The following is a 20,348-nucleotide window of genomic DNA, read 5'->3' on the forward strand; positions in this document are numbered from 1 at the left end:
TCGTCCGGCTCCTATGTAAACACGCGAAAATTCGTCGAACCCGGGAGGGACCACCCGTGAAAAAAATTTACGTACTCGATACGAATGTGCTGCTGCACGATCCGCTGGCGATGTTTTCTTTCGAGGAGAACGTGGTTGTCATCCCGTCGGTCGTACTGGAGGAAATCGACTCCAAAAAACGGCTGGCCGACGAAATCGGGCGCAACGCCCGCTTCGTATCCCGGGAACTGGACCGCATGCGCGGACTCGGGCATTTGCATAACGGCGTCCCGCTGGAAGGCGGCGGTCAGCTCAAGGTGGAAATGAATCACCGCCGGTTCGTCCGGGTTCAGGAGCTGTTCGGGGAAATGACGAACGACAACCGCATTTTGGCGGTTGCGCTCAATTATCATATGGAGGAGCAGGAGCGCGGGGAAGAAGGAAGCCCCGTCATTCTCGTCAGCAAAGACGTGCTCGTGCGCGTCAAAGCCGACGTGCTCGGCATCCATGCCGAGGACTACTTGTCGGACCGCACCGTGTCCCCCTCCGACCAATATACGGGGCACGCGACGCTGCGGGTCCATCCTTCGATCATCGACGAGTTTTATACGTACCGTTTCCTCGATATTCAAAGCCTGGGGCCGGGCGTTCATTTGCACCCGAACGAATTCGTCATTTTGCGCGACGAGCTCGGCACTTCCAAATCGGCGTTGCTGAAGGTCAGCCAGGACGGGCAGCGGCTCGATCCGCTGCACCTCGGCAACGATCCCGTCTGGGGCATCACCGCGCGAAACGCGCAGCAGCGCATGGCGCTCGAACTGCTGCTGAACGACGACATCCCGCTCGTTACGCTGACCGGCCGCGCCGGAACGGGGAAGACGCTCATTACCCTTGCCGCGGGCCTCATGAAGGTCGAGGACGAGCACAAATTCAAAAAGCTGCTGATCGCCCGTCCCGTCGTGCCGATGGGCAAGGATATCGGGTATTTGCCGGGAGAGAAAGAGGAGAAGCTGCGTCCGTGGATGCAGCCGATTTACGATAATCTGGAGTTTCTGTTCGATACGAAAAAGTCGGGCGATCTCGACAAAATTTTAATGGGTCTCGGCAGCATCCAGGTCGAAGCGCTCACGTACATTCGCGGCCGTTCCATTCCGGGGCAGTTCATCATAATCGATGAAGCGCAAAATTTAAGCCGCCACGAGGTGAAGACGATCGTTTCCCGCGTCGGCGAAAACAGCAAAATCGTGCTGCTGGGCGACCCTGAGCAGATCGACCACCCGTACCTGGACGCGCAGAGCAACGGGCTGACGTACTTGGTGGAGCAGTTCAGAGGAGAGGGCATTAGCGGCCACGTCACCCTGGAAAAGGGCGAGCGCTCGCGCCTCGCGCAGCTCGCCGCCGAAAGGCTGTGAACCGGCCGGATTACTCATCCAGCCACTCCGTCCGGCAGCCGTAGGCGCGCGCGATTCGGTCGGCCAGCTCTTGAAGCCCGCCGTCGATCGCGAACGCCGTACGGCCGTCCGCCTCGATCGAGCAGACGAGATGCTCCTCCAATTGCCATCGGGCCGGCGCGATCGAGGCGTCCGGCTCCGATTCCGCAAGCCGGAACAAAGCCGTCGACGTCAAGTCGAGGTAGGCGTTGCCGGCGCGCGATTCGAAGCCGTAATCGTCGAAAAGGCCGGTCCGGACGACGCCGTTTTCCGGCAGTTCAAGCAGCGGACGAGGCTCGAACGCGACGTTGTACCGCGTCAGAAATTGTTCGACGGAGGGGAGATGTTCCCGCTTGTCGAAAATGAGCAGCTCCTTGTGCCGGTCGTATAGCGGAGCGCGCTCGGCGATTCCTTTGACGATCTGGGCATAGAACCCCGGAAGCTTATTTTCCGGAAGCGTCATGCTCAGGCCGAATTTTTTTTCCATCCGTTTGTTCCCTCCCTTCATGCTTTGAGGCGTATCGGACGGTTCGTCGCCCGAATGGCTCGGCGGCAGGCTGAAGCGTTTGCAAAAAAGCGAGACATTCCTGATCTTACCTGATATCATAGGAAAATGGCAACACAAGCATGAGGAGTGAGCGGTGTGAAGAGTCGCAAATCGAGCGTCGTTCTCGTGCTGCTGGCAATAGCCGTTCTATTGCTGTCGCTTTGGGATTCCGCTCCCGCCCCGACGACGGAGTCGATTTTGACGAGCGAAGGCGGGGAAGCATCCCCGCCCGCGGCGGACGAGCAGGAGCCGAACGCGGAGCTCAAAGTCACGGCGGTCGCGAGCAGCTCCGATTTCGCCGCATTGTCCCGCCAGAACGAGTCGTTTCGGCTCCGCTATCCCGACATCCGCGTCGAGCTCGCCCGAATGGATCCGGCCGAAGCCGACCTGCTGTGGGAACGGGAACTGTGGAGCGCCGAAGACTCGGACCTGTGGCTCGTGCCGAACGAACGCGTCAAAGCGCTCGCGGTGGCGGGGGAGCTAATGCCGGCCGACGGCGTGTTCGTCGGGGAGGCGATATCGGAACCGTTCGACGTTCTCCTCTCGCAAGTGCGGTGGAACGGCTACATATGGGGCGTGCCCCGCGATATGGATCCGCATGTCATCGTTTGGAATCGCGAAACCCTTCGCGAGCTCGGAAACGATGCGGATCCGCTTTCCGTGCCGCTTTCGCTTGCGGAATGGCGGGAACTGGCGTTAAAGCTGGCCGAAACCGGCGGGGACGCGGATTGGCTTGCGATCGACGATACCGATCCGCTTGCCCTGCTCGCATGGGTCGGATCCGCGGCCAGGCTGCGGGAAGACGCGGTGCTGGACGGGACGAGCTGGACCGGAAGCGGGGAAGCCTTCGAGCAGGCGCTTTCGCTGCTGGCGGAATTCCGCGAGGGCGTCCGCACGGGCCCGCAAAACGCCGCCTTCTGGCGAACGTTCGCGGAAGAGGGCGTGGCGGCGGTCGCCAGGCATTCCGAAGCGCTGCTGGCGCTGGATGCCTTGCCGGAAGCGGCTTCGGACCGCCTTCACTTGGACCGCTCCTCGTGGGAGCGCGCGTTCGTATGGCCGGGCGGCCAAAGCTTCGTGCTGTCCGCCAAATCGCAGCATGAAGAAGCGGCCCAATTATGGGCCGCCGAAATGACGAGCAAAGACAATCAACTGCAAAACTACCGCGATTCGCGCAAGCTGCCCGTCTATCGTTCTCTCTTTTCGGCTGCCGGCAGCGTTCCGATTCCGCTGCACGAGGCGGGAACGGGCGCGTTTCCGAATATGCCCGCGCTCGCTTCGGGGCCGAACGCCGCCGAACGGCTAAGCGAGCTCGGCGCGGCATGGAACGGCCTGATGGACGGTTCCGTAACGGTGGAGGACTGGAAACGGCTCGACCCGGGGCTATTTGCCGATTTTTAAGCCGACGACCAGTTCCCCCTCTTGAATGTCCACCGTGTCCGCCGTCACGTACTTGATCAGCCGTTGCGGATAAAAACCGAGATCGAATTCCCGTTCCAAATCGGCCCTCGTCGTGTCGGGCAGCTCCAAGCCGTTGAACACGAGCTTGTCGACATGAAACAGAATGGCGTTTTGCGGCTCGTTTTCGAGTGTATAATGGCCTTCGATCCGCACGCTCAGGCTGCCGTTGTCGCCTTCGAGCACCATTTTTCCCGGTACGAACGAAATCTCGAATTGCTCGAATCGCCCGTCCTCGCTTCGAATGAACTCGTTGAGCTGCTCGTCGGTGACGGTAATCGTCGCCTTCAGTCCGCTAGTCTTCATGATGCCGGGGTTTTGCTGAATCCAATCCGGCAAGCGGCCCATCGCTTTCGACAGCGCGCGGAAATGTTCGCGAACTTCGTATAAGCCGACGTTGCGCCAGTAGGCCTGCATTTCGTTCATCAACTGCCGCAAATACGCTTCCTGCCCGCTGCCCGCGAGGGCTTCGTCGACTTCTTGCCGCAAAGCCGTTATCCGGTCGCGCTGGGCGATCAGGGCGTTCTCGACCTCGGAAAGCTCCGTCTTGCTCTTCGCAAGGGCCTCGTAGCTCTGGCGCAGCCGATCGTATTCTTCCTGGTACGCGAGCAGGGCTTCGCGGTCGGAGCGGAAGACGAGCTCCATGAGCTCCCACGTCCGGAGCAGCTCGGAAAGCGATCCCGCATTCAAAATTCCGGACAACAGAATATCCTTTTGACCCATATAATAAGAGCGCAAGGCGCGGCCGGCCTTTTCCCGGTGGGCCGCAATCTCGATTTCCTGCCGGGCCAGTTCCGTTTCGCTATGGATGATGTCTCGCTCGGCTTCGGTTCTCAGGCTTCCGATCCGTTCGATTTCCCGTTCGAGCTCGGTCACGGATAAACTTTTTTCCAGCAGTTCCCTCGTTTGTTCGGGGATTTCGGCCGGATCGGCGTAAACGGGAACGAGAGCCCCGGTTCGCGTCAATGCCGCAAGGAGCAGCAATAACGGCAAGCCAATCCCTATCAATCGTCGCATCGGGGCCTCCTTTCTGCGGCGGACGAGCGGCGAGGGTAGTTCAACCTATGTCCGAACCGCCGAATTTAGAAGCGCGTCCGGTATTTGTTCCTTCGCCGAGGGCGGCTTTGTCACGACTTTTATTATAATCGCTTGGCAATGTCAGGGAAAGGAGCCGGCAGCGATGAAACGGAATCGATCTCGACCGCCTATTGCCGATAAATTCCGGGAACAGCTCCTTCGGAGCGGCCGCGAAGGGCGGACCGCGGACGGAGAGACCGTCGTTTGCCTGACGTTTTGCGACTATATGCGGCTTTGCCTGTACGACCCCCATTACGGCTATTATCGAAGCGGCCCCGCGCGCGTCGGAAGGGAGGGCGACTTTTACACGAGCCCGTTCGTCGGCGATGCGATGGGCAGGCAGCTCGCGAGCTCGCTTCGAAAGCTGGCCGACGAGCATTTCGGCGCCGGCATCGTAAACGTTGTCGATTGGGGAGGGGGAACGGGAAGGCTGGTCCGCCAGCTGGCCGAGGCCTGGTCGGACGAAGCCGGCGGCGGAAGGTTTCGGCTGTTCGTCGCGGAGGATCACCCCGCGCACCGGCGGGAAGCGGAGAGGACGCTTTGCGGCGACCGTGCGCGGCCGATGGCGACCGTGATGGACAGCGCCCAGGCGGAAAGCTATCCGTGGAAGGAACACAACGCCATCGTCATCGCCAACGAGCTGCTCGACGCGTTTCCCGTTCATCGGGTGACGGTGCGGGAAGGCGAGCTCCTCGAATGGGGCGTGGCCTGGGCCGAGAGCTCGGCGAAACCCGAGGCCTGCCTGACCCGGCCAAGCAGGCCGGAGCTGGCGGCGTGCCTCGCCGCGGACGGAATCGGTTTGCGCGATGGGCAAACCGTCGAAATCGGCCTGGAAGCCGTCGAGTGGATCGCCGGCATGGCCGGAAAGCTGGGCGACGCGCTGCTGGCCGTCATCGATTACGGCGACGAGGCGGGGGATCTGGCGGCGCCGCACCGGACGGACGGGACGCTCGTCTGCTACCGGCGGCATGCGGCCGGCGTCGATCCGTACGAAGCGCCGGGCGAGCAGGATATGACGGCGCACGTGAATTTCACGGCGGTGCGGGCCGCTGCCGCAGCGGCGGGATGGCGGCCGGTCTGGCAGGGGACGCAGCAGCGTTTTTTGATCGAGTCTGGCATTTTGGAACGGTTGTCGGCGCACGCGATAACCGACCCGTTCGATCCGGTCGTCCGGAGGAATCGCTCGATCCGCCAGCTGCTGCTGTCCGACGCCATGAGCGAGCTGTTCAAGGTGCACATTTTTTTCAAAGGGAACGGTTCGAGAGTTTAGCGATTGTCAGCGTGCGCTGCCCGCTGTCCGTTATGTCGAAGTCGAAAGCCAAATGCCGATCGCTCCGGCAAAATGACTGAAAAAAGCCCGAGTCCCGCACGGAAAACCGCGCGAGACTCGGGCTTCTGTTCGCTGGAATGCGTTCGCCCCAAGCTTAGTAAGGCAAATCCATTTCGAACACCGACCAATATGTAAAGCCAAGGAACGCAATGATCATATATCCCCAAAACATGTAGATATAGGTCTTTTCCGTGAATTTCAAATATCCGAGCAGGAAAAATACCGCCGACTGGATAAAGAACAGCAAAGACATTTCCCACATGTCGCCTGCGAAAGACATAAGAGCGATCACAAGCGTGAAGAAGCCGAGCACCCGAAACATGCGTGCCATGAATGATCCCCCTCTCTGCTGACATACCAACCCAATTTCTAATCGTTATTATACCCGCTGTCCGCACGAAGTGTAAACCGGAAGAAGTGACGAATTGGCAAACTTTTTAACTTGCATTCATCATTCCGCAAAGACCGCCGTTTTATTCCCCATTCGTTCGTCATCGCCGACCGCAGGTATACGCGCGTGAAATTTGGATATACATAGGAGTATCCGATAGATTCTATGAATTTCTCGCCAAGCATAGAAATGAAATGAAAAGGCATCGAAGCAAGGATGACGAGGAGGGAACAAGCCATGACAGCCGCGAGACAGGATGCATGGACGGAAGACGACGATTTGATTTTGGCAGAGGTAACCTTGAGACATATTCGGGAAGGCGGCACGCAACTGGCCGCGTTCGAAGAGGTCGGGCAGCGAATCGCGAGAACGGCGGCGGCGTGCGGCTTCAGATGGAACAGCTGCGTGCGGAAACGGTATAACGAAGCGATCGCGCTCGCCAAGCAGCAGCGGCAAAAACGGAATTATCTCAAAAAGCAGGGGATTGCCGAGCTGAGTTCGGCCGACGAAACGGTTTCGGTCGAAGCGGGCGGCGCCAAATCCGAAGCGCTGACGGCGGAATCTATGTCGCTCGAAGCGGTTATCCGCTATTTGCGTCAATGGAAGGGCTCGATTCAGGAGTATAACCGCCAAATCAAGCAATTCGAAAAGGAATTGAAAGAGAAAGACGAGCGGATTGCCGAGCTCGAGGAAGAGAACGAGCGGCTGTCCAAAGCCGTAAACGAGGTGCAAACCGATTATCGCGTCGTCAACGACGACTACAAGGCGCTCATAAAGATTATGGACCGGGCGCGCCGGCTCGCTTTTTTGGCGGAGGAGTCGGAAGAGGAAAAGGCTCGGTTCAAAATGGACGCAAACGGCAATCTGGAACGCATCGAATAAAGGCGCGACCTGCTTCCACAGCGATTTTGTGGGCAGGTCGTTTTTTTTGCCCGGACGAACGGGACGATGGCCGCCCGCCGGATCGAGGATGGCAGATCGGACGATCTTGCGATAAAATAGGGCAAAAAAGGGAGGCGCGGCAAGTGCGGATCGCGATCGTAGGAGGAGGGGCGCTCGGCTTGCTGTTCGGAGGCAGGCTGGCGGCCGCGGGACGGAAGGCGGAGCTGTGGACGCGAACGAGGGAGCAGGCGGAGCTGCTGTCGTCCGCGGGCATCCGCCTCATGGACGCGGACGGAGGCTCGCCCGTCGACGTTCCCGTGGCCGCGCGGGCCGTCGACGACGTGCCTGCGGACGGCGGCGGGCCGATCGCCTTTCTTGCCGTAAAGCAAACCTCGCTTTCCCCGGAGCTGCTCGCCGGGCTGAGGCGCGCCGTTCCGCCCGGCGGCGCGATCATCGCGCTGATGAACGGCATCGGGCACACGGACCTGCTCGCCGACGCTTTGCCGGGACGGGCGATTGTCGCGGCGGTGACGACCGAAGCGGCGCTGAAGGTCGACCCCCGTTCGGTTTTGCATGCCGGCCGGGGGACGACCTGGCTCGGACAAGCCCCGCTGTTCGGGACGTATCCCGCCCGCTATGCCGATCCGATGCCGGAGGAAACGGCGTTCGCCGTCGAAAAATGCCTTCTGCAGGCAGGATTTTCCGTTTCCCTGTCGAATGATATGATGGACAGAATGCTGCGCAAGCTGCTCGTCAATGCGGTCGTGAATCCGCTGACGGCGCTGCTTCGGCTAAGGAACGGGGAACTGTCGGCGACGGCGGACCGGCGTTCGCTCATGCGCGCCGTTTACGAAGAATCGGCGGCCATCCTGGCGCCGTACGGTTTGCGGGATCCGGAGCTGCTCTGGCGGGAAGTGCTCGACGTCTGCGAAGGAACGGCCGCCAATCGCTCCTCCATGCTCCAGGACGTGCTGGCGGGACGCCCGACGGAAATCGACGCCATCAACGGGGCGATCGCCCGCATGGGTTCCGCGATCGGGAGAAGCGCGTCCTGGAACGAGAAGCTCGCGGCGTTGGTAAAGGCGATATCCGGCGAATGAGGAGAGATGACGATGGCGGCGATATGGGAAGCATTAAAGTATGCTTATGCTGCGTTGGCCGTTGTGCCGATGATTCCCTTTCTCCTTGTCTTCCTCGTCGTGCATGCCCGAAGCAAGGATAAAAAGCGGGCCATCCAGCTGTCGATGGACGTGACGACCCTCTTTCTGATCGGCATCGTGTCCAGCCTCCTGAACCAGTTCGGCACGTCGTTCGGTCCGTATTTGATTTTGCTGTTCATGCTGCTGCTTGCGGGGCTCATCGGCAACGCCCAAAACCGGGTCCGCGGCAAGGTGGACGGAACAAAGCTCGTTCGAGCGGTGTGGCGGCTGTCGTTTTTTATGCTGAGCGTCGTCTACGTCCTGCTGATGGCGGTTACGCTGGTCAAATACCTGTTCGTGCAGTCGGCGTGATCGCCTGACCGTGAATAAGAGCGACGGGACCAAACTCTCCTGCGCGGAGATTTGGTTTTTTTCGCGTTTTCGGCCAGCCCGAACCCGAATCGCGCCGCCGGCGTACACTTGAGAGAACCCGATGGAAGTCCGCGATATTCTCTTTTGACGCCAATTCCGCTGTTGTGTACAATCAAGTTTGATAAGTCTCAAACTTTGGGAGGACCCCTGAATGAATCTAACACCCTTGGATGGGTTGTCTTCTCCTTCGCTGGCGGAGTTATATCGACGTCAAGACGAGAGAGTTCGCGGCCTTTTCGGAAGCCACCCTTCGGCGGAAGGCGATTGGCGCCGCCGCGCCGCGGCGCTGGATGCGGCGGCCGGACGCCGCGCGGACCGGAAGCTGGTCGCCGGCGCGATCCGCGAGTACCATGCCCGGCTGCCGGCGTTCGAGGCGGTCGCGCGTTCGCTGGCGAAGCTGGAATCTTCCGACAGCCTTGTCGTCGTAGGCGGTCAGCAGGCCGGCCTGTTCGGCGGTCCCCTTATGATCGTATACAAGGCGCTGACCGTCATCGAAACGGCGCGCCATGCGGAGCGCCTGCTCGGCCGTCCGGTCGTCCCGGTATTCTGGATCGCGGGCGAGGATCACGATTTTGACGAGGCGAACCACGTCTTCGTGGCGGCTGCCGGCGGCGAGCTCGCCCGGATCCGGATGGAGCGCCCCGAGGGCGCGCGTCATTCCGTCAGCCGCACCCCGCTTGGCGGACAGGAGTGGGAGGCCGCGCTCGAGGCGCTGTCCGCCGCCTTGCCGGACACCGAGTTCAAGCCCGGCTTGCTCGAACGCTTGCGCAAGCACGTTTCGGATGAGCCGACGCTGACGCTCGCCTTCGCCCGTTTGCTGGCGGACTGGTTCGGACCTTCCGGGCTGCTGCTGCTCGATGCGGACGACCCGAACCTGCGCGCGTTGGAAGGTCCTTTTTTCCGCGAGCTGATCGAGCGGAACGACGAGCTGGAACACGCCCTTCGCGAAGGAGAGGGAGCGGTCCGCGAGCTCGGGTTTCCGCTGCAGGCCGAATCGTCGCCGGGCTGCGCCAACGTATTCGTTCATCTGGAATCGGGAAGGACGCTGCTGTTCAAGAAGGACGGGCGTTTTTCCGATAAAAAGGAAGAAGCGTTTTTCTCCAAAGACGAGCTGCTGGACATGGCGGACGGCGGTTCAACACGGCTTAGCAATAACGCGTTGACGCGGCCGATGATGCAGGAGTACCTGCTGCCGGTTTTGGGCACCGTTCTCGGTCACGCCGAAATCGCCTACTGGAGCTCGCTCGGAGCGGCGTTCAAGCGCTTCGGCATGTCGATGCCGATTATCGTTCCGAGGCAATCGTTTACATTTTTGGAGCCGAACATCCGCAAGCTGCTCGACAAGTATGAAATCACGGCGGAAGAGGTTATTCGCGAAGGCGAAAGCCGGAAGGAAAAATGGCTTGCCGAGCAGGACCGGTGGCAGCTCGATGCCAAATTCGCCGATGTCAGAGACCGGTTCGCAGAGCTTTACGCGCCGATCCTGGATACCATGTCGGCGCTTCAGCCGGCCTTGCGAAAGCTCGGGGAAAGCAATCAGGACAAAATTTTCGAGCAAATCGCCTACCTGGAAAAGCGCGCCTCCGACGCGCTCGCCAAGCAGCACGAAGCGGGACTTCGGCAGTGGGATCGCATGCGCGGCTCGCTGGCGCCCCAGGATAAGCTTCAGGAGCGGGTGCTCGGAAGCATTCATTTCCTGAACCGGTACGGGCCCGATTGGCTTGCGGGCTGGCATCAGGTGCCGTTCGAAGCGACGGGCGGCCATCGGCTGGTCGAGAACCTGATCTCGGAAGCGTTGGTCTGACATCTGACCGGATCGCAGAAATTGGTTTTTATTATGGATACGACTTGGAGGAGATTCGCAATTGGCAACGACTAACAGCATTATCCGGGACCCTTCGCTTGCTCCCGAAGGCAAACTGAAAATCGACTGGGCGCAAGCGCACATGCCCGTGCTGAATCGCATTCGCGAGGAATTCGAGCGCGAGTTGCCGTTCAAGGGACTTAAAGTTGCCATTTCGCTTCACCTGGAAGCCAAAACCGCGTACCTGGCCAAGGTTATTCAAGCCGGCGGCGCGCAAGTGGCCATTACGGGCAGCAATCCGCTGTCCACGCAGGACGACGTGTGCGCGGCGCTCGCGGAAGACGGAATAACCGTTTTCGCCAAATACAATCCGACGGCGGAGGAATACCACGATCTGCTCGTCAAAACCGTGGAAACGAAGCCGGATTTGATCATCGACGACGGCGGCGATCTCGTCACGATCCTCCATACGGAGCGCCAGGATTTGCTCGCCACGATCCGCGGCGGAGCGGAAGAAACGACGACCGGCATTTTGCGCCTGAAAGCGATGGAGAAGGACGGATCGTTGAAATTCCCGATGGTGGCGGTCAACGACGCGTACTGCAAGCACCTGTTCGACAACCGCTATGGGACCGGCCAATCGGTATGGGACGGGATCAACCGGACGACGAACCTCGTCGTCGCGGGCAAAACGGTTGTCGTCAGCGGCTACGGCTGGTGCGGCAAAGGCGTCGCGATGCGGGCCAAGGGGCTGGGCGCGAACGTCGTCGTCACCGAAGTCGACGCGATTAAAGCGGTCGAGGCTTACATGGACGGCTTCGCGGTCATGCCGATGGACGAAGCTGCCAAAGTCGGCGACTTTTTCGTTGCGGTGACGGGCAACAAGGACGTCATTCGCGGCACCCACTTCGAAAATATGAAGGACGGCGCCATTTTGTCCAACGCGGGCCATTTCGACGTGGAAGTCAATCTGGTCGAGCTCGCGGCGATGGCCGTTTCCAAGCGCACCGTCCGCCGCAATATCGAGGAATACGCGCTGAAGGACGGCCGCCGCGTTTACGTGCTCGCCGAAGGACGATTGGTCAATCTGGCCGCCGGCGACGGACACCCGGCCGAAATTATGGACATGACGTTTGCGCTCCAGGCGCTTGCGTTGCGTTACGCGAACGAGAACTATCAGTCGCTCGGCGCAAAGGTTATCAACGTGCCGTACGAGCTCGACGAGCAGGTTGCCCGGACGAAGCTGTCGGCCATGGGCGTCGCCATCGATACGCTGAGCGGAGAGCAAAAAGCGTATTTGGACAGCTGGACCGCGCACTGAGCGGAATCATTGTCAAAAGAAAAGAGGCGGATCGCCTTCCGTTGAACGGGGGCGGGCCGCTTCTTTTCATGCAATTGGGTAAAAATGAATCGTCTCGCCGTCTCCGCACGCCCGCTAACGATCCAGTTGAGTCGTGGCGACTCATCTCGACCCTTCGCACGCAAACAGCCGCCTGCAGTTGAGTAACCATTACTCATCTCGACCCTCCGCACGCCCGCTAACGATCCAGTTGAGTCGTGGTGACTCATCTCGACCCTTCGCCCGCAAATAGCCGCCTGCAGTTGAGTAACCATTACTCATCTCGCCGTCTCCGCACGCCCGCTAACGATCCAGTTGAGTCGTGGTGACTCATCTCGACCCTTCGCCCGCAAATAGCCGGACTCAAATGAGTAACCATTACTCGTCACGCCGCCCTCGCACGCATGCAGTCGATCCGGTCGAGATGCGGCTACTGCTCGAAACACGCTTGAAGGCTCATGGGCCGCGCTTCCGGGAGCTTGGATGAAATGTCGGCTGCGGACGGTGGCTTGGCTTGGGCTGGGCTGGTTTGGACTAGTTGGACGGGTTCCTGGTCCCCTCTGTCAGAATAGTTGTCGTACCCCCAAATTGAATATATAGTGAGGAGAAACGAGGACGAGGTGGAGAACGTGAATCCCGTAACCAAAGAATTCAAGCAAAGCATTGTACAGCGTATGATGCCCCCGTACAACGAGCCGGTCAGTCGGCTTGCTAAGGAAATCGGTCTATCGGAGACGACTTTATTTAAGTGGAAGAAGGCGGCAAAAGCACAAGGTATGATACCCGGTGATGACGTACAGCCCGAACGTTGGAGTACGCAGGAGAAGTTCGCTGTCGTCGTCGAAACCGCAAGTTTGAGCGAAATCGAACTGGCAGAGTATTGTCGGACAAAAGGGCTGTTTGTTGAGCAGGTGGAAGCATGGCGGGATGCGTGTATGCAAGCCAATGGCGGAATCGTCTCGCAAGCGAACAGGCTTCAGAAGGAACTCCGCGAGAAAGAGCAAGAGAACAAGGCATTAAATCGAGAGCTTAAGCGCAAAGAAGCAGCGCTCGCCGAAGCCGCCGCCTTGTTGGTGTTGCGAAAAAAGGCCCAAGCGATCTGGGGGGACCAAGAGGACGAATGATCAGTGCCTCAGATCGCGAGCATGCCCTTACACTGATTCAAGAAGCCGTTGCTGCCGGCGCAAGAGAAGCGGCTGCTTGCCGAGAGCTCGGACTGACTCAGCGAACGCTGCAACGCTGGCGCAAGCAAGGCGGTACCGTAGACGGACGCCCTCACGCCAAACGGCCGACACCCGCTAACAAGCTAAGCGATGCAGAAGAGCAGCAGGTGCTGGAGGTTCTTCAGCAGCCGCCGTACAGGAGCCTGCCGCCAAGCCAGATTGTGCCGGCGCTGGCCGATGAAGGAACCTACATCGCCTCCGAGTCCAGCTTTTACCGGGTGATGCATAAATACAATCAGCAGCACCATCGCGGGCGCAGCAAGAAACGCACGCCTAAACCCATCACCAGCCACGCTGCGAGCGGCCCGAATGAAGTATGGATGTGGGATATCACTTGGTTGCCCGGGCCCGTGAAGGGGTTGTTCTTCTACCTGTATCTCATCCTGGATTTGTACAGCCGTAAAATTGTAGGCTGGGAGATTTGGGAAGAAGAGTCTGCCGAGCATGCCAGTCAATTGATCCGTCGTACGGTCGTGCGAGAGCAATGCGTGATTCGTCGGCAGCCGCTTGTGCTTCACTCGGATAACGGAAGCCCGATGAAGGGGGCCACGTTGCTGGAGACCCTGTACAGTTTGGGCATTACCCCTCTCGAAGCCGACCACGCGTCAGCAACGACAACCCTTACGCAGAATCGATTTTCCGCACATGCAAGTACCGTCCTGGCTATCCAACGGAAGGCTTTAAGGCCTTGTCAGAGGCGCGTGAATGGGTCATGCGATTTGTTCGCTGGTACAACGAACAACATCGACACAGCGGACTGAATTTTATTACACCTAACCAGCGGCATGAAGGATTAGCACACCAAGTGTTTGAGAAACGCAAGGAGATTTATTTGGCCGCAAAAGCCAGAAACCCTAATCGCTGGTCTGGCACCATTCGCGACTGGAGCCTGAAAGATGAAGTCTGGCTGAATCCTGAAAAAGTGACGCTTATTCCGGCTGCAAAAAAATCGCTATCTTAACATTTACTTTCCCTAAGGAATCGCGACAACTATCTTGACAAATACCGTGGTTTTAGCCGGTTGAGGCTGTTTGGCTGGGGTTGACTGGAACTTAATGGAACGGACTTGGGGTGGCTGGAGCCGGCTGGGGCTGCCTGGGGCGCTGCGATCGGTGTCTATGTTGGATTTTATCCACTCTACGGAGCTAAAAACGAGGGGACCGCCGTCTAGAGTGGATTTTATCCAACGAGGAGCTTGGAATCGGGGCAAAATCTCCTAAAATGCCTCTCCCGATTGGACAAAATCCAACGAAGGCATCGAGTTTCCTGAAAAAGCCGTTTTTGATTGGACAAAATCCAACGAAGCTTCGCCTTAACTTGCATGCAACCCGATATCCCTCGAAACATCGCAATCACACCGAGCAATTCGCCCTTATGACTGTCCTGAGCCTGCAAGCAGCTAATGTCCCCGAACATTTCGCCCACATGACCGCCCCAAGCCTCGCAAGACGCCAATGTACTCTAACATCTCACCCTCATACCCGCCCCGACTGCCGACCGCTCAATTTATATATGCATGACTTAAGCAATGAAAAGCGTTTGTTTCGGTTTCCTTGCGTCCGGCCGAATCGGCTTTCGGCTCAAAAGCAAGCGGTTTGAAGGCAAGCGAATGCCCGACGAAACGCCTCCGCAGAAATATGTAACATTTTCCTTTTGCGCCGCGTCTAACGGTCAGAACTATAAAAAGGGGGAAATGGACATGAGGGGGATTTGGCAAAAGAAGCAAGGAAGCGCGGTCGGCAAGGCGAGTTGGCTTTCGTTGCTCTTGCTGACGGTTCTCGTGCTGCTCGCGGGAGGCTGCAGTTCCGCGTCGGATGAAGCCGACTCGGCTCCGCAGGAGATGGCGGCGCCGGCGGCGGAACCCGGGGCCGGCGGGGCGGAGGCCCTGTCCATGACCGCCGCTTCGCAAAGCTCGCAGTCGGCGGCCGGACAATCCGGCGCCGCCGGCGAAACCGGCGGTTCTCCGGCCGCGGTGCCATCCGCCAGCGCCGGCGACGGGAGTGCCGCCATGGCGGACTCGGCCGGCGCCGCGGCGGGAGCGGGCAACGCGCAGGCGGGCGAGATGGAAGAGGGAACCGGCGCCCAGGCGGGAATCGGCCCGATCGCCGATGCCGCCGGCGGCTACAACCGAAAAATGATTTATACCGCAAACGTGACGATGAAAGTGGAATCGTTCGCCGAAGGGGAAGAGCGGGTGGCGAACGCGATATTTCAAACCGGGGCTATATCGTCCAATTCGCGGACAGTCAAACGAATGGGCGCGCCGGCTCCACGTACGTCATTAAAGTGCCGTCCTCCGGCTTCAGCTCGTTTCTCGACGAACTCAAGCAAATCCCCCATCTCTCTTTCGAACGGCAAATGGAAGGCAACGACGTTTCCGAAGAATACGTCGACCTCGAAGCGAGACTGAAGGCGAACGAGGCGCTGGAGGCCCGGTTGCTGAGCTTCATGGATAAGGCGACGAATTCGGACGATCTGGTTCATTTCTCCAATGAAGTGGCGCGCGTTCAGCAAACGATCGAGCAAATCAAGGGGCGAATGCGCTATCTCGACCAAAACGTCGCCTACTCCACCGTCAATTTGCGTCTTTACGAGGGCGCGCAGGAGGCGGAATTCGAAGAAAACGAAGGCGCGTCATTGGGAGAGCGGCTGTCGGCCGCGATGGAGGGCAGCGCCCGCGTCTTGCGGGCCGTCGGCGAAAGCCTGCTCACGTTTTTGGCCGCGTTGCTGCCCGTGCTGCTCGTCATCGCGATCGTCGCCGTCCCCGCCTTTTTCGTCGTCCGCCGAAGCCGGGCTGTCAGAAACCATCGAAGCGCGGAGAAGCGAAAACGGCTGAACGCCGATAAAATGCCTTCGGACGCCGAACTCGCCGAACAGCCGGCACCAGCCGACACGGACGGCGGAGAGGAAAGCCGATAAAACTCGTTTAATCCCGTAAAATATTTTTTTAAAATCCTGCCATCCAGGCAGGATTTTTATTTTATGACGCGAATAATCATCCTAAGTGGCACAAAGTGGGGGAAAGTGGTGTATAGTGGAGGGGGTGACGAGGGCTTATGTTTTTGGGGGAATTTCAGCATTCGATTGACGACAAAGGCCGAATCATCATTCCTGCCAAGTTTCGCGAAGCCCTCGGTTCCGACTTCATCGTTACCCGCGGATTGGACAACTGTTTGTTCGTCTACCCCCGCGAAGAATGGAACGCGTTCGAACAGAAGCTGAAGCAGCTGCCGCTCATGAAATCGGATGCGCGGGCGTTTACGCGTTTCTTCTTTTCCGGCGCGTCCGAATGCGAATGGGATAAACAGGGAAGGGTAACGTTGCCCGGCCATTTGCGCGAGTACGCAAAGCTGGAAAAAGAGTGCGTCGTCATCGGCGTCTCGACCCGGGTCGAGATTTGGGACAAAGCGGTCTGGGATTCCTACAAGGATCAATCCGAGGAATCGTTCAACGAGATTGCCGAGAAGCTCGTCGATTTCGATTTGAACTTCTAGGTCGGCTTAACCGGCTCCGACGACACCAAAAACGTTAACAAATTACTGCAAGATAGAAAAAACGAAGGACCCACGAGGTTGCCGGGAGGGCTTGCATTTGTTTCACCATGTTACGGTGCTGAAAGAGGAAGCGGTCGAAGGGCTTAACGTCCGCGAGGACGGCGTTTATGTCGACTGCACGTTGGGAGGAGCCGGCCACAGCGAAGCGATCGCCGCAAAGCTGACGCCGCCGGAAGGCCGGCTTTTCGCCCTCGATCAGGACGATCGGGCGCTGGCCAGCGCCCGGGAGCGGCTCGCTCCGTATCGGGATGCGGTGACGCTGGTGAAAAGCAACTTCCGGCACCTGGAATCGGTCCTGCGGGAAGCCGGCGTTCCGCTGGTGGACCGGAAGCCTCAAGTCGACGGCATCTTGTTCGACCTGGGCGTATCCAGCCCGCAGCTCGACGAGGCCGATCGCGGCTTCAGCTACAATCACGATGCCGAACTCGATATGCGGATGGACCGGCAGCAGGAGCTCGACGCGAAGCAAATCGTCAACGAATGGGAGGAGCGGGAAATCGCCCGCATCATCCGCGATTACGGCGAAGAGAAGTTCGCGCGGCAAATTGCCCGGCGGATCGCGGAGGCGAGAGCGAAAGCCCCGATCGAAACGACGGGCGAGCTGGTCGAAATCGTAAAGTCCGCGATCCCCGCGGCGGCCCGCAGAACGGGGCCGCATCCGGCGAAGCGGACGTTCCAGGCGATCCGAATCGCCGTCAACGACGAACTGGAGGCGTTTCGCGAGGCGCTGCTGCAGGCGATCGATTGTTTGAAGCCCGGCGGGCGGATCGCCGTCATTACGTTTCACTCGCTGGAAGACCGCATTTGCAAAGAAACGTTTGCGAAAGAAGTGCCGAAAAATATGTCTCCGCCGGGGTTCCCGGTCGAGATCATGAGCGAGGGCAGGCTTAAGCTTACCCCGCGCAAGCCTGTTCTGCCTTCCGAACGCGAACTCGAGGCCAATCCGAGAGCGCGCTCGGCCAAATTGCGAATTGCCGAAAAGCTCGCGAAGGCGAGTCTCGACGAATAGACCGGAAGGGGATTGAAGGAATGCCGCAACAATATTATGGGAACCTGGCTCTCCGTCCGGAACGGAAGCCCGAGGAGCCGGCAAGAAAGAAAGCGCCTGCTCCTTCGCGGTCGCCCGATCCGCGCCGCCGTTCGATTCCGGTCGGGGAAAAACTGCTTTATTTGCTGTCCGTATTTTTGTTCGTTGCCGTATCCAGCGTCGTCATCTACCGATACGCGGGCCTCTATCAGCTCAACCGCGAAATTCAAACGGTCACGACCCAGTACGAGCAGCGGGTGGAAGAAAACAAAGAGCTGCAAAGAGAAATCGACAAGCTGAAAGATCCCAGCCGAATCAAAGAGATTGCCGGGCAAAACGGACTTTTGCAAAACGACGAACAACCGATCACGCTGTCTCCCGACTCCGGTCAACCTGCCGCGGATTCGAATCCGTAAAGCTTTTGTCAGAGGGTGAAAGGGTATGGAAAGACGAATCAAATTGCGCACGCTGCTGTTGGGAGGGCTCATCACCCTCCTGTTTTTCGGTTTGATCGTCCGAATCTATTGGGTTCAAGTCGCCAATGCCGAGTTTTGGGAGGGACAAGCCCGCCAAACCTGGGTAACGAGCAAAAAGCTCGTGCAGGACCGCGGGACGATCACGGACCGGGACGGCAAGGTGCTGGCCGCCGACACGGTCGCCTATACGCTGGCCGTCGGGCCGAAAAAGCTTCACGAGCTTGAAGAAGAGCATCCCGAATGGCGCTTGGTCGACCAGATCGTTTCCAAGTTCGGCATCGTGCTGGGCAAGGACGAGACGGAGATTCGCGAGGCGATCGACGCCAAAAAATCGGACGGGACCTACCTTGCCCAACGCGAAATCCGTCCCGAAGGCTGGAAAATGGACAAGGAAGTCGCCGACCGGTTGATGGCGTTTCGCGATCAGTTGAAGGAGCAAACCGGCCAATCCGACGTCGGCATTTATTTTATCGAAGAGAAGAAACGTTTTTATCCGAACGATTCGCTGGCTTCGCATATTCTCGGCTACGAGAATAAAGAAGGGGAAGCGGTCATGGGGATGGAAAAAACGCTGAACGAAGAATTAAAGGGACAGGAAGGCTCGATCACCTACGAAAAAGACGGCATCCGGACGCAATTGGCCAACGGAAACGTAGAGGTCAAGCAGGCGGTCGACGGGAAAAACGTCAGGCTGACGATCGATCAGGACATTCAGTTTTACATGGAAGAAGCGCTGAAAGAGGCTTACAAGCAGTATAATCCGGTCAGCATCACGGCGATCGCGGCCGACCCGAAGACGATGGACATACTGGGAATGGTCAGCCTGCCGGATTTCGATCCGAACAACTATTGGAATTATTCGTCCAATCAGGAAGCGTTCAAAAACAACGCGATCCAGTCGGTGTACGAGCCCGGTTCGACCTTCAAAATCGTGACGCTGGCGGCGGCGGTGGAAGAAGGGCTGTTCAATCCGAACGCCTACTACGATTCGGGGAGCATCAGCATTTCCAGCAAGGACAAGCCGATCCACGATCACAACTGGAGCGGGTGGGGCCGGATCTCGTATTTGGAAGGCCTGAAATATTCCAGTAACGTCGCGTTCGTCAAGCTCGGCTATCAAATGCTCGGCAAAGAGTTGTTCAAGCAATATATCGACAATTTCGGCTTCGGCGCCAAAACGGGCATCGAGCTGCAAGGCGAAGTGATCGGCAAAACGTCGCTGACGTGGAATCGCGACTACGCTTCGGCCACGTTCGGCCAAGGCGTAACGGTTACGCCGATCCAGCAGGTTGCGGCGGTCGCGGCGGTCGCGAACGGCGGCAAGCTGTACCAGCCGCATTTGGTCAAAGAGATCGTCGATCCGGCAACGGGAGAAAAAACGGTGACCGAGCCGAAGGTCGTGCGCCAGGTCATTTCCGAGGAAACGTCCAGGCAGGTCGGCGAATATTTGGAGCAGGTCGTCAGCGACCAGGAAATCGGCACGGGCCGCAACGCGTACATTCCCGGCTACCGGATTGCCGGCAAAACGGGCACCGCCCAGGTCGTCGAAAACGGGATTTACTCCGAGGACAAATTCGTCGTTTCGTTCATCGGCTACGCGCCGGTGGAAGATCCGCAGATCGTCCTGTACGTCCTGGTCGACCGTCCGCAGGACGAATATGCGGGCGGCGGCTCGGTCGCGGCCCCGATTTTCAAAAAAATCATGGAGCAGTCGCTTCGCCATCTCGGCGTCATGCCGCAATTGGAAGAGGAGGACGCCGAAACCGGCGAAGAGACGGAAAGCGCGCCGGTAACGGCGACCGTTCCCGACGCCGCGGGCAAGACGATCGAGCAGGCGGCGGCTTCGCTGCAAAGCGCGGGGTTTCAGGCGGAAGTGCTCGGCAAGGGCGATAAAGTGCTCCACCAGCTGCCCGTCGCGGGGAGCGTGTTTCCGACGGCCGACCGCGTCTACTTGCTTACGGAGGAAAAAGTCGGCAGCGTGCCGGACATGACGGGGCTGTCGCTGCGCGACGCGCTCGATCTGTGCTCGCTGCTCGGCGCGACGTGCCGGGTGACCGGCGAAGGCTACGTAAGCGCCCAACAGTCCACGGTCACGGACGGCGCCATATCCGTCGTGCTGGCCCTTGCGCCTCCCGGTCAAAAAGCCGAAATCGAGGACGGCGCTTCGGACGGGGAGACCGGCGATGCCGCCGACGGACAATCGGACGGAGATGCCGGGCAGACCGAAGAAGAGACGGACGATCGGACGCAATCGAATCCATAA

General features: G+C 59.0%; 16 protein-coding genes and 1 pseudogene. 14 read left to right on the forward strand and 3 right to left on the reverse strand.

All coding sequences use genetic code 11. The annotated features are described in order from the left end of the window. Window positions 1-56 precede the first annotated feature (56 nt). Window positions 57-1,391: a PhoH family protein gene (locus tag JW799_RS19420; RefSeq protein ID WP_080840495.1), complete on the forward strand. Its 1,335-nt coding sequence runs from the start codon at window positions 57-59 to the stop codon at window positions 1,389-1,391. Between the two features lie 10 nt (window positions 1,392-1,401). Here JW799_RS19420 and JW799_RS19425 read toward each other — a convergent pair whose 3' ends face one another. Next, a complete protein-coding gene (locus tag JW799_RS19425; RefSeq protein WP_080840494.1) occupies window positions 1,402-1,896 on the reverse strand; it encodes a hypothetical protein in 495 nt (164 codons plus the stop codon). 156 nt (window positions 1,897-2,052) lie between these two features. On the opposite strand from JW799_RS19425, the gene JW799_RS19430 reads away from it, so the two are divergent. Continuing rightward, window positions 2,053-3,354 carry an extracellular solute-binding protein gene (locus JW799_RS19430; protein ID WP_205431262.1) on the forward strand — a complete coding sequence of 434 codons (1,302 nt, stop codon included), beginning with the start codon at window positions 2,053-2,055 and terminating at the stop codon, window positions 3,352-3,354. On the opposite strand, the gene JW799_RS19435 is transcribed toward JW799_RS19430, so the two are convergent. After that, window positions 3,337-4,428 (reverse strand): coiled-coil domain-containing protein, encoded by a 1,092-nt coding sequence (locus JW799_RS19435; RefSeq protein ID WP_205431263.1) that lies wholly within the window; start codon window positions 4,426-4,428, stop codon window positions 3,337-3,339. The two genes, JW799_RS19430 and JW799_RS19435, sit on opposite strands and share 18 nt — an antisense overlap. 163 nt (window positions 4,429-4,591) lie before the next feature. Here JW799_RS19435 and JW799_RS19440 point away from each other — a divergent pair, with 163 nt between their 5' ends. After that, window positions 4,592-5,758 (forward strand): SAM-dependent methyltransferase, encoded by a 1,167-nt coding sequence (locus tag JW799_RS19440; RefSeq protein WP_205431266.1) that lies wholly within the window; start codon window positions 4,592-4,594, stop codon window positions 5,756-5,758. A gap of 154 nt (window positions 5,759-5,912) precedes the next feature. On the opposite strand, the gene JW799_RS19445 is transcribed toward JW799_RS19440, so the two are convergent. Next, window positions 5,913-6,149, reverse strand: coding sequence for a DUF2626 family protein (locus JW799_RS19445; RefSeq protein ID WP_080840490.1), 237 nt, complete (start codon window positions 6,147-6,149; stop codon window positions 5,913-5,915). 297 nt (window positions 6,150-6,446) lie between these two features. Here JW799_RS19445 and JW799_RS19450 point away from each other — a divergent pair, with 297 nt between their 5' ends. The 11 genes and pseudogenes from JW799_RS19450 to JW799_RS19500 all read left to right on the forward strand — a co-directional run bounded on the left by JW799_RS19450 (window position 6,447) and on the right by JW799_RS19500 (window position 20,348). Beyond that, on the forward strand, window positions 6,447-7,091 hold the full coding sequence (locus JW799_RS19450; protein ID WP_205431268.1) for an RsfA family transcriptional regulator: 645 nt from the start codon (window positions 6,447-6,449) through the stop codon (window positions 7,089-7,091). A 143-nt stretch (window positions 7,092-7,234) separates the two neighbouring features. Beyond that, window positions 7,235-8,191, forward strand: a complete 957-nt coding sequence (locus JW799_RS19455) for a 2-dehydropantoate 2-reductase (RefSeq protein WP_205431270.1) — start codon at window positions 7,235-7,237, stop codon at window positions 8,189-8,191. A 12-nt stretch (window positions 8,192-8,203) separates the two neighbouring features. Then, complete coding sequence (locus JW799_RS19460; RefSeq protein WP_080840487.1) at window positions 8,204-8,602, forward strand: DUF3397 domain-containing protein; 399 nt, start codon at window positions 8,204-8,206, stop codon at window positions 8,600-8,602. A gap of 211 nt (window positions 8,603-8,813) precedes the next feature. Continuing rightward, window positions 8,814-10,466 carry a bacillithiol biosynthesis cysteine-adding enzyme BshC gene (bshC, locus tag JW799_RS19465; RefSeq protein WP_205431272.1) on the forward strand — a complete coding sequence of 551 codons (1,653 nt, stop codon included), beginning with the start codon at window positions 8,814-8,816 and terminating at the stop codon, window positions 10,464-10,466. A 61-nt stretch (window positions 10,467-10,527) separates the two neighbouring features. Further along, window positions 10,528-11,787 (forward strand): adenosylhomocysteinase, encoded by a 1,260-nt coding sequence (locus tag JW799_RS19470; protein WP_205431274.1) that lies wholly within the window; start codon window positions 10,528-10,530, stop codon window positions 11,785-11,787. 647 nt (window positions 11,788-12,434) lie between these two features. Then, window positions 12,435-13,989: pseudogene (locus JW799_RS19475) on the forward strand (IS3 family transposase). 1,265 nt (window positions 13,990-15,254) lie between these two features. Further along, window positions 15,255-15,947 (forward strand): DUF4349 domain-containing protein, encoded by a 693-nt coding sequence (locus tag JW799_RS19480; RefSeq protein WP_338026361.1) that lies wholly within the window; start codon window positions 15,255-15,257, stop codon window positions 15,945-15,947. Between the two features lie 137 nt (window positions 15,948-16,084). Next, a complete protein-coding gene (mraZ, locus tag JW799_RS19485; protein WP_080840482.1) occupies window positions 16,085-16,522 on the forward strand; it encodes a division/cell wall cluster transcriptional repressor MraZ in 438 nt (145 codons plus the stop codon). Window positions 16,523-16,619: 97 nt separating this feature from the next. Then, window positions 16,620-17,591: a 16S rRNA (cytosine(1402)-N(4))-methyltransferase RsmH gene (rsmH, locus tag JW799_RS19490; RefSeq protein WP_205431276.1), complete on the forward strand. Its 972-nt coding sequence runs from the start codon at window positions 16,620-16,622 to the stop codon at window positions 17,589-17,591. A gap of 20 nt (window positions 17,592-17,611) precedes the next feature. Next, window positions 17,612-18,025 carry a cell division protein FtsL gene (gene ftsL / locus JW799_RS19495; protein WP_080840480.1) on the forward strand — a complete coding sequence of 138 codons (414 nt, stop codon included), beginning with the start codon at window positions 17,612-17,614 and terminating at the stop codon, window positions 18,023-18,025. A gap of 25 nt (window positions 18,026-18,050) precedes the next feature. Continuing rightward, on the forward strand, window positions 18,051-20,348 hold the full coding sequence (locus JW799_RS19500; protein WP_080840479.1) for a penicillin-binding transpeptidase domain-containing protein: 2,298 nt from the start codon (window positions 18,051-18,053) through the stop codon (window positions 20,346-20,348).

The organism is Cohnella algarum, from assembly GCF_016937515.1.
Classification (GTDB): domain Bacteria; phylum Bacillota; class Bacilli; order Paenibacillales; family Paenibacillaceae; genus Cohnella; species Cohnella algarum.

Coding starts and splice junctions, on each gene's coding strand:
- JW799_RS19425 (WP_080840494.1), bottom strand. CDS start 1,896: ATGGAAAAAAAATTCGGCCTGAGCATGACGCTTCCGGAAAATAAGCTT.
- JW799_RS19435 (WP_205431263.1), bottom strand. CDS start 4,428: ATGCGACGATTGATAGGGATTGGCTTGCCGTTATTGCTGCTCCTTGCG.
- JW799_RS19440 (WP_205431266.1), top strand. CDS start 4,592: ATGAAACGGAATCGATCTCGACCGCCTATTGCCGATAAATTCCGGGAA.
- JW799_RS19445 (WP_080840490.1), bottom strand. CDS start 6,149: ATGGCACGCATGTTTCGGGTGCTCGGCTTCTTCACGCTTGTGATCGCT.
- JW799_RS19450 (WP_205431268.1), top strand. CDS start 6,447: ATGACAGCCGCGAGACAGGATGCATGGACGGAAGACGACGATTTGATT.
- JW799_RS19460 (WP_080840487.1), top strand. CDS start 8,204: ATGGCGGCGATATGGGAAGCATTAAAGTATGCTTATGCTGCGTTGGCC.
- bshC (WP_205431272.1), top strand. CDS start 8,814: ATGAATCTAACACCCTTGGATGGGTTGTCTTCTCCTTCGCTGGCGGAG.
- mraZ (WP_080840482.1), top strand. CDS start 16,085: ATGTTTTTGGGGGAATTTCAGCATTCGATTGACGACAAAGGCCGAATC.
- ftsL (WP_080840480.1), top strand. CDS start 17,612: ATGCCGCAACAATATTATGGGAACCTGGCTCTCCGTCCGGAACGGAAG.
- JW799_RS19500 (WP_080840479.1), top strand. CDS start 18,051: ATGGAAAGACGAATCAAATTGCGCACGCTGCTGTTGGGAGGGCTCATC.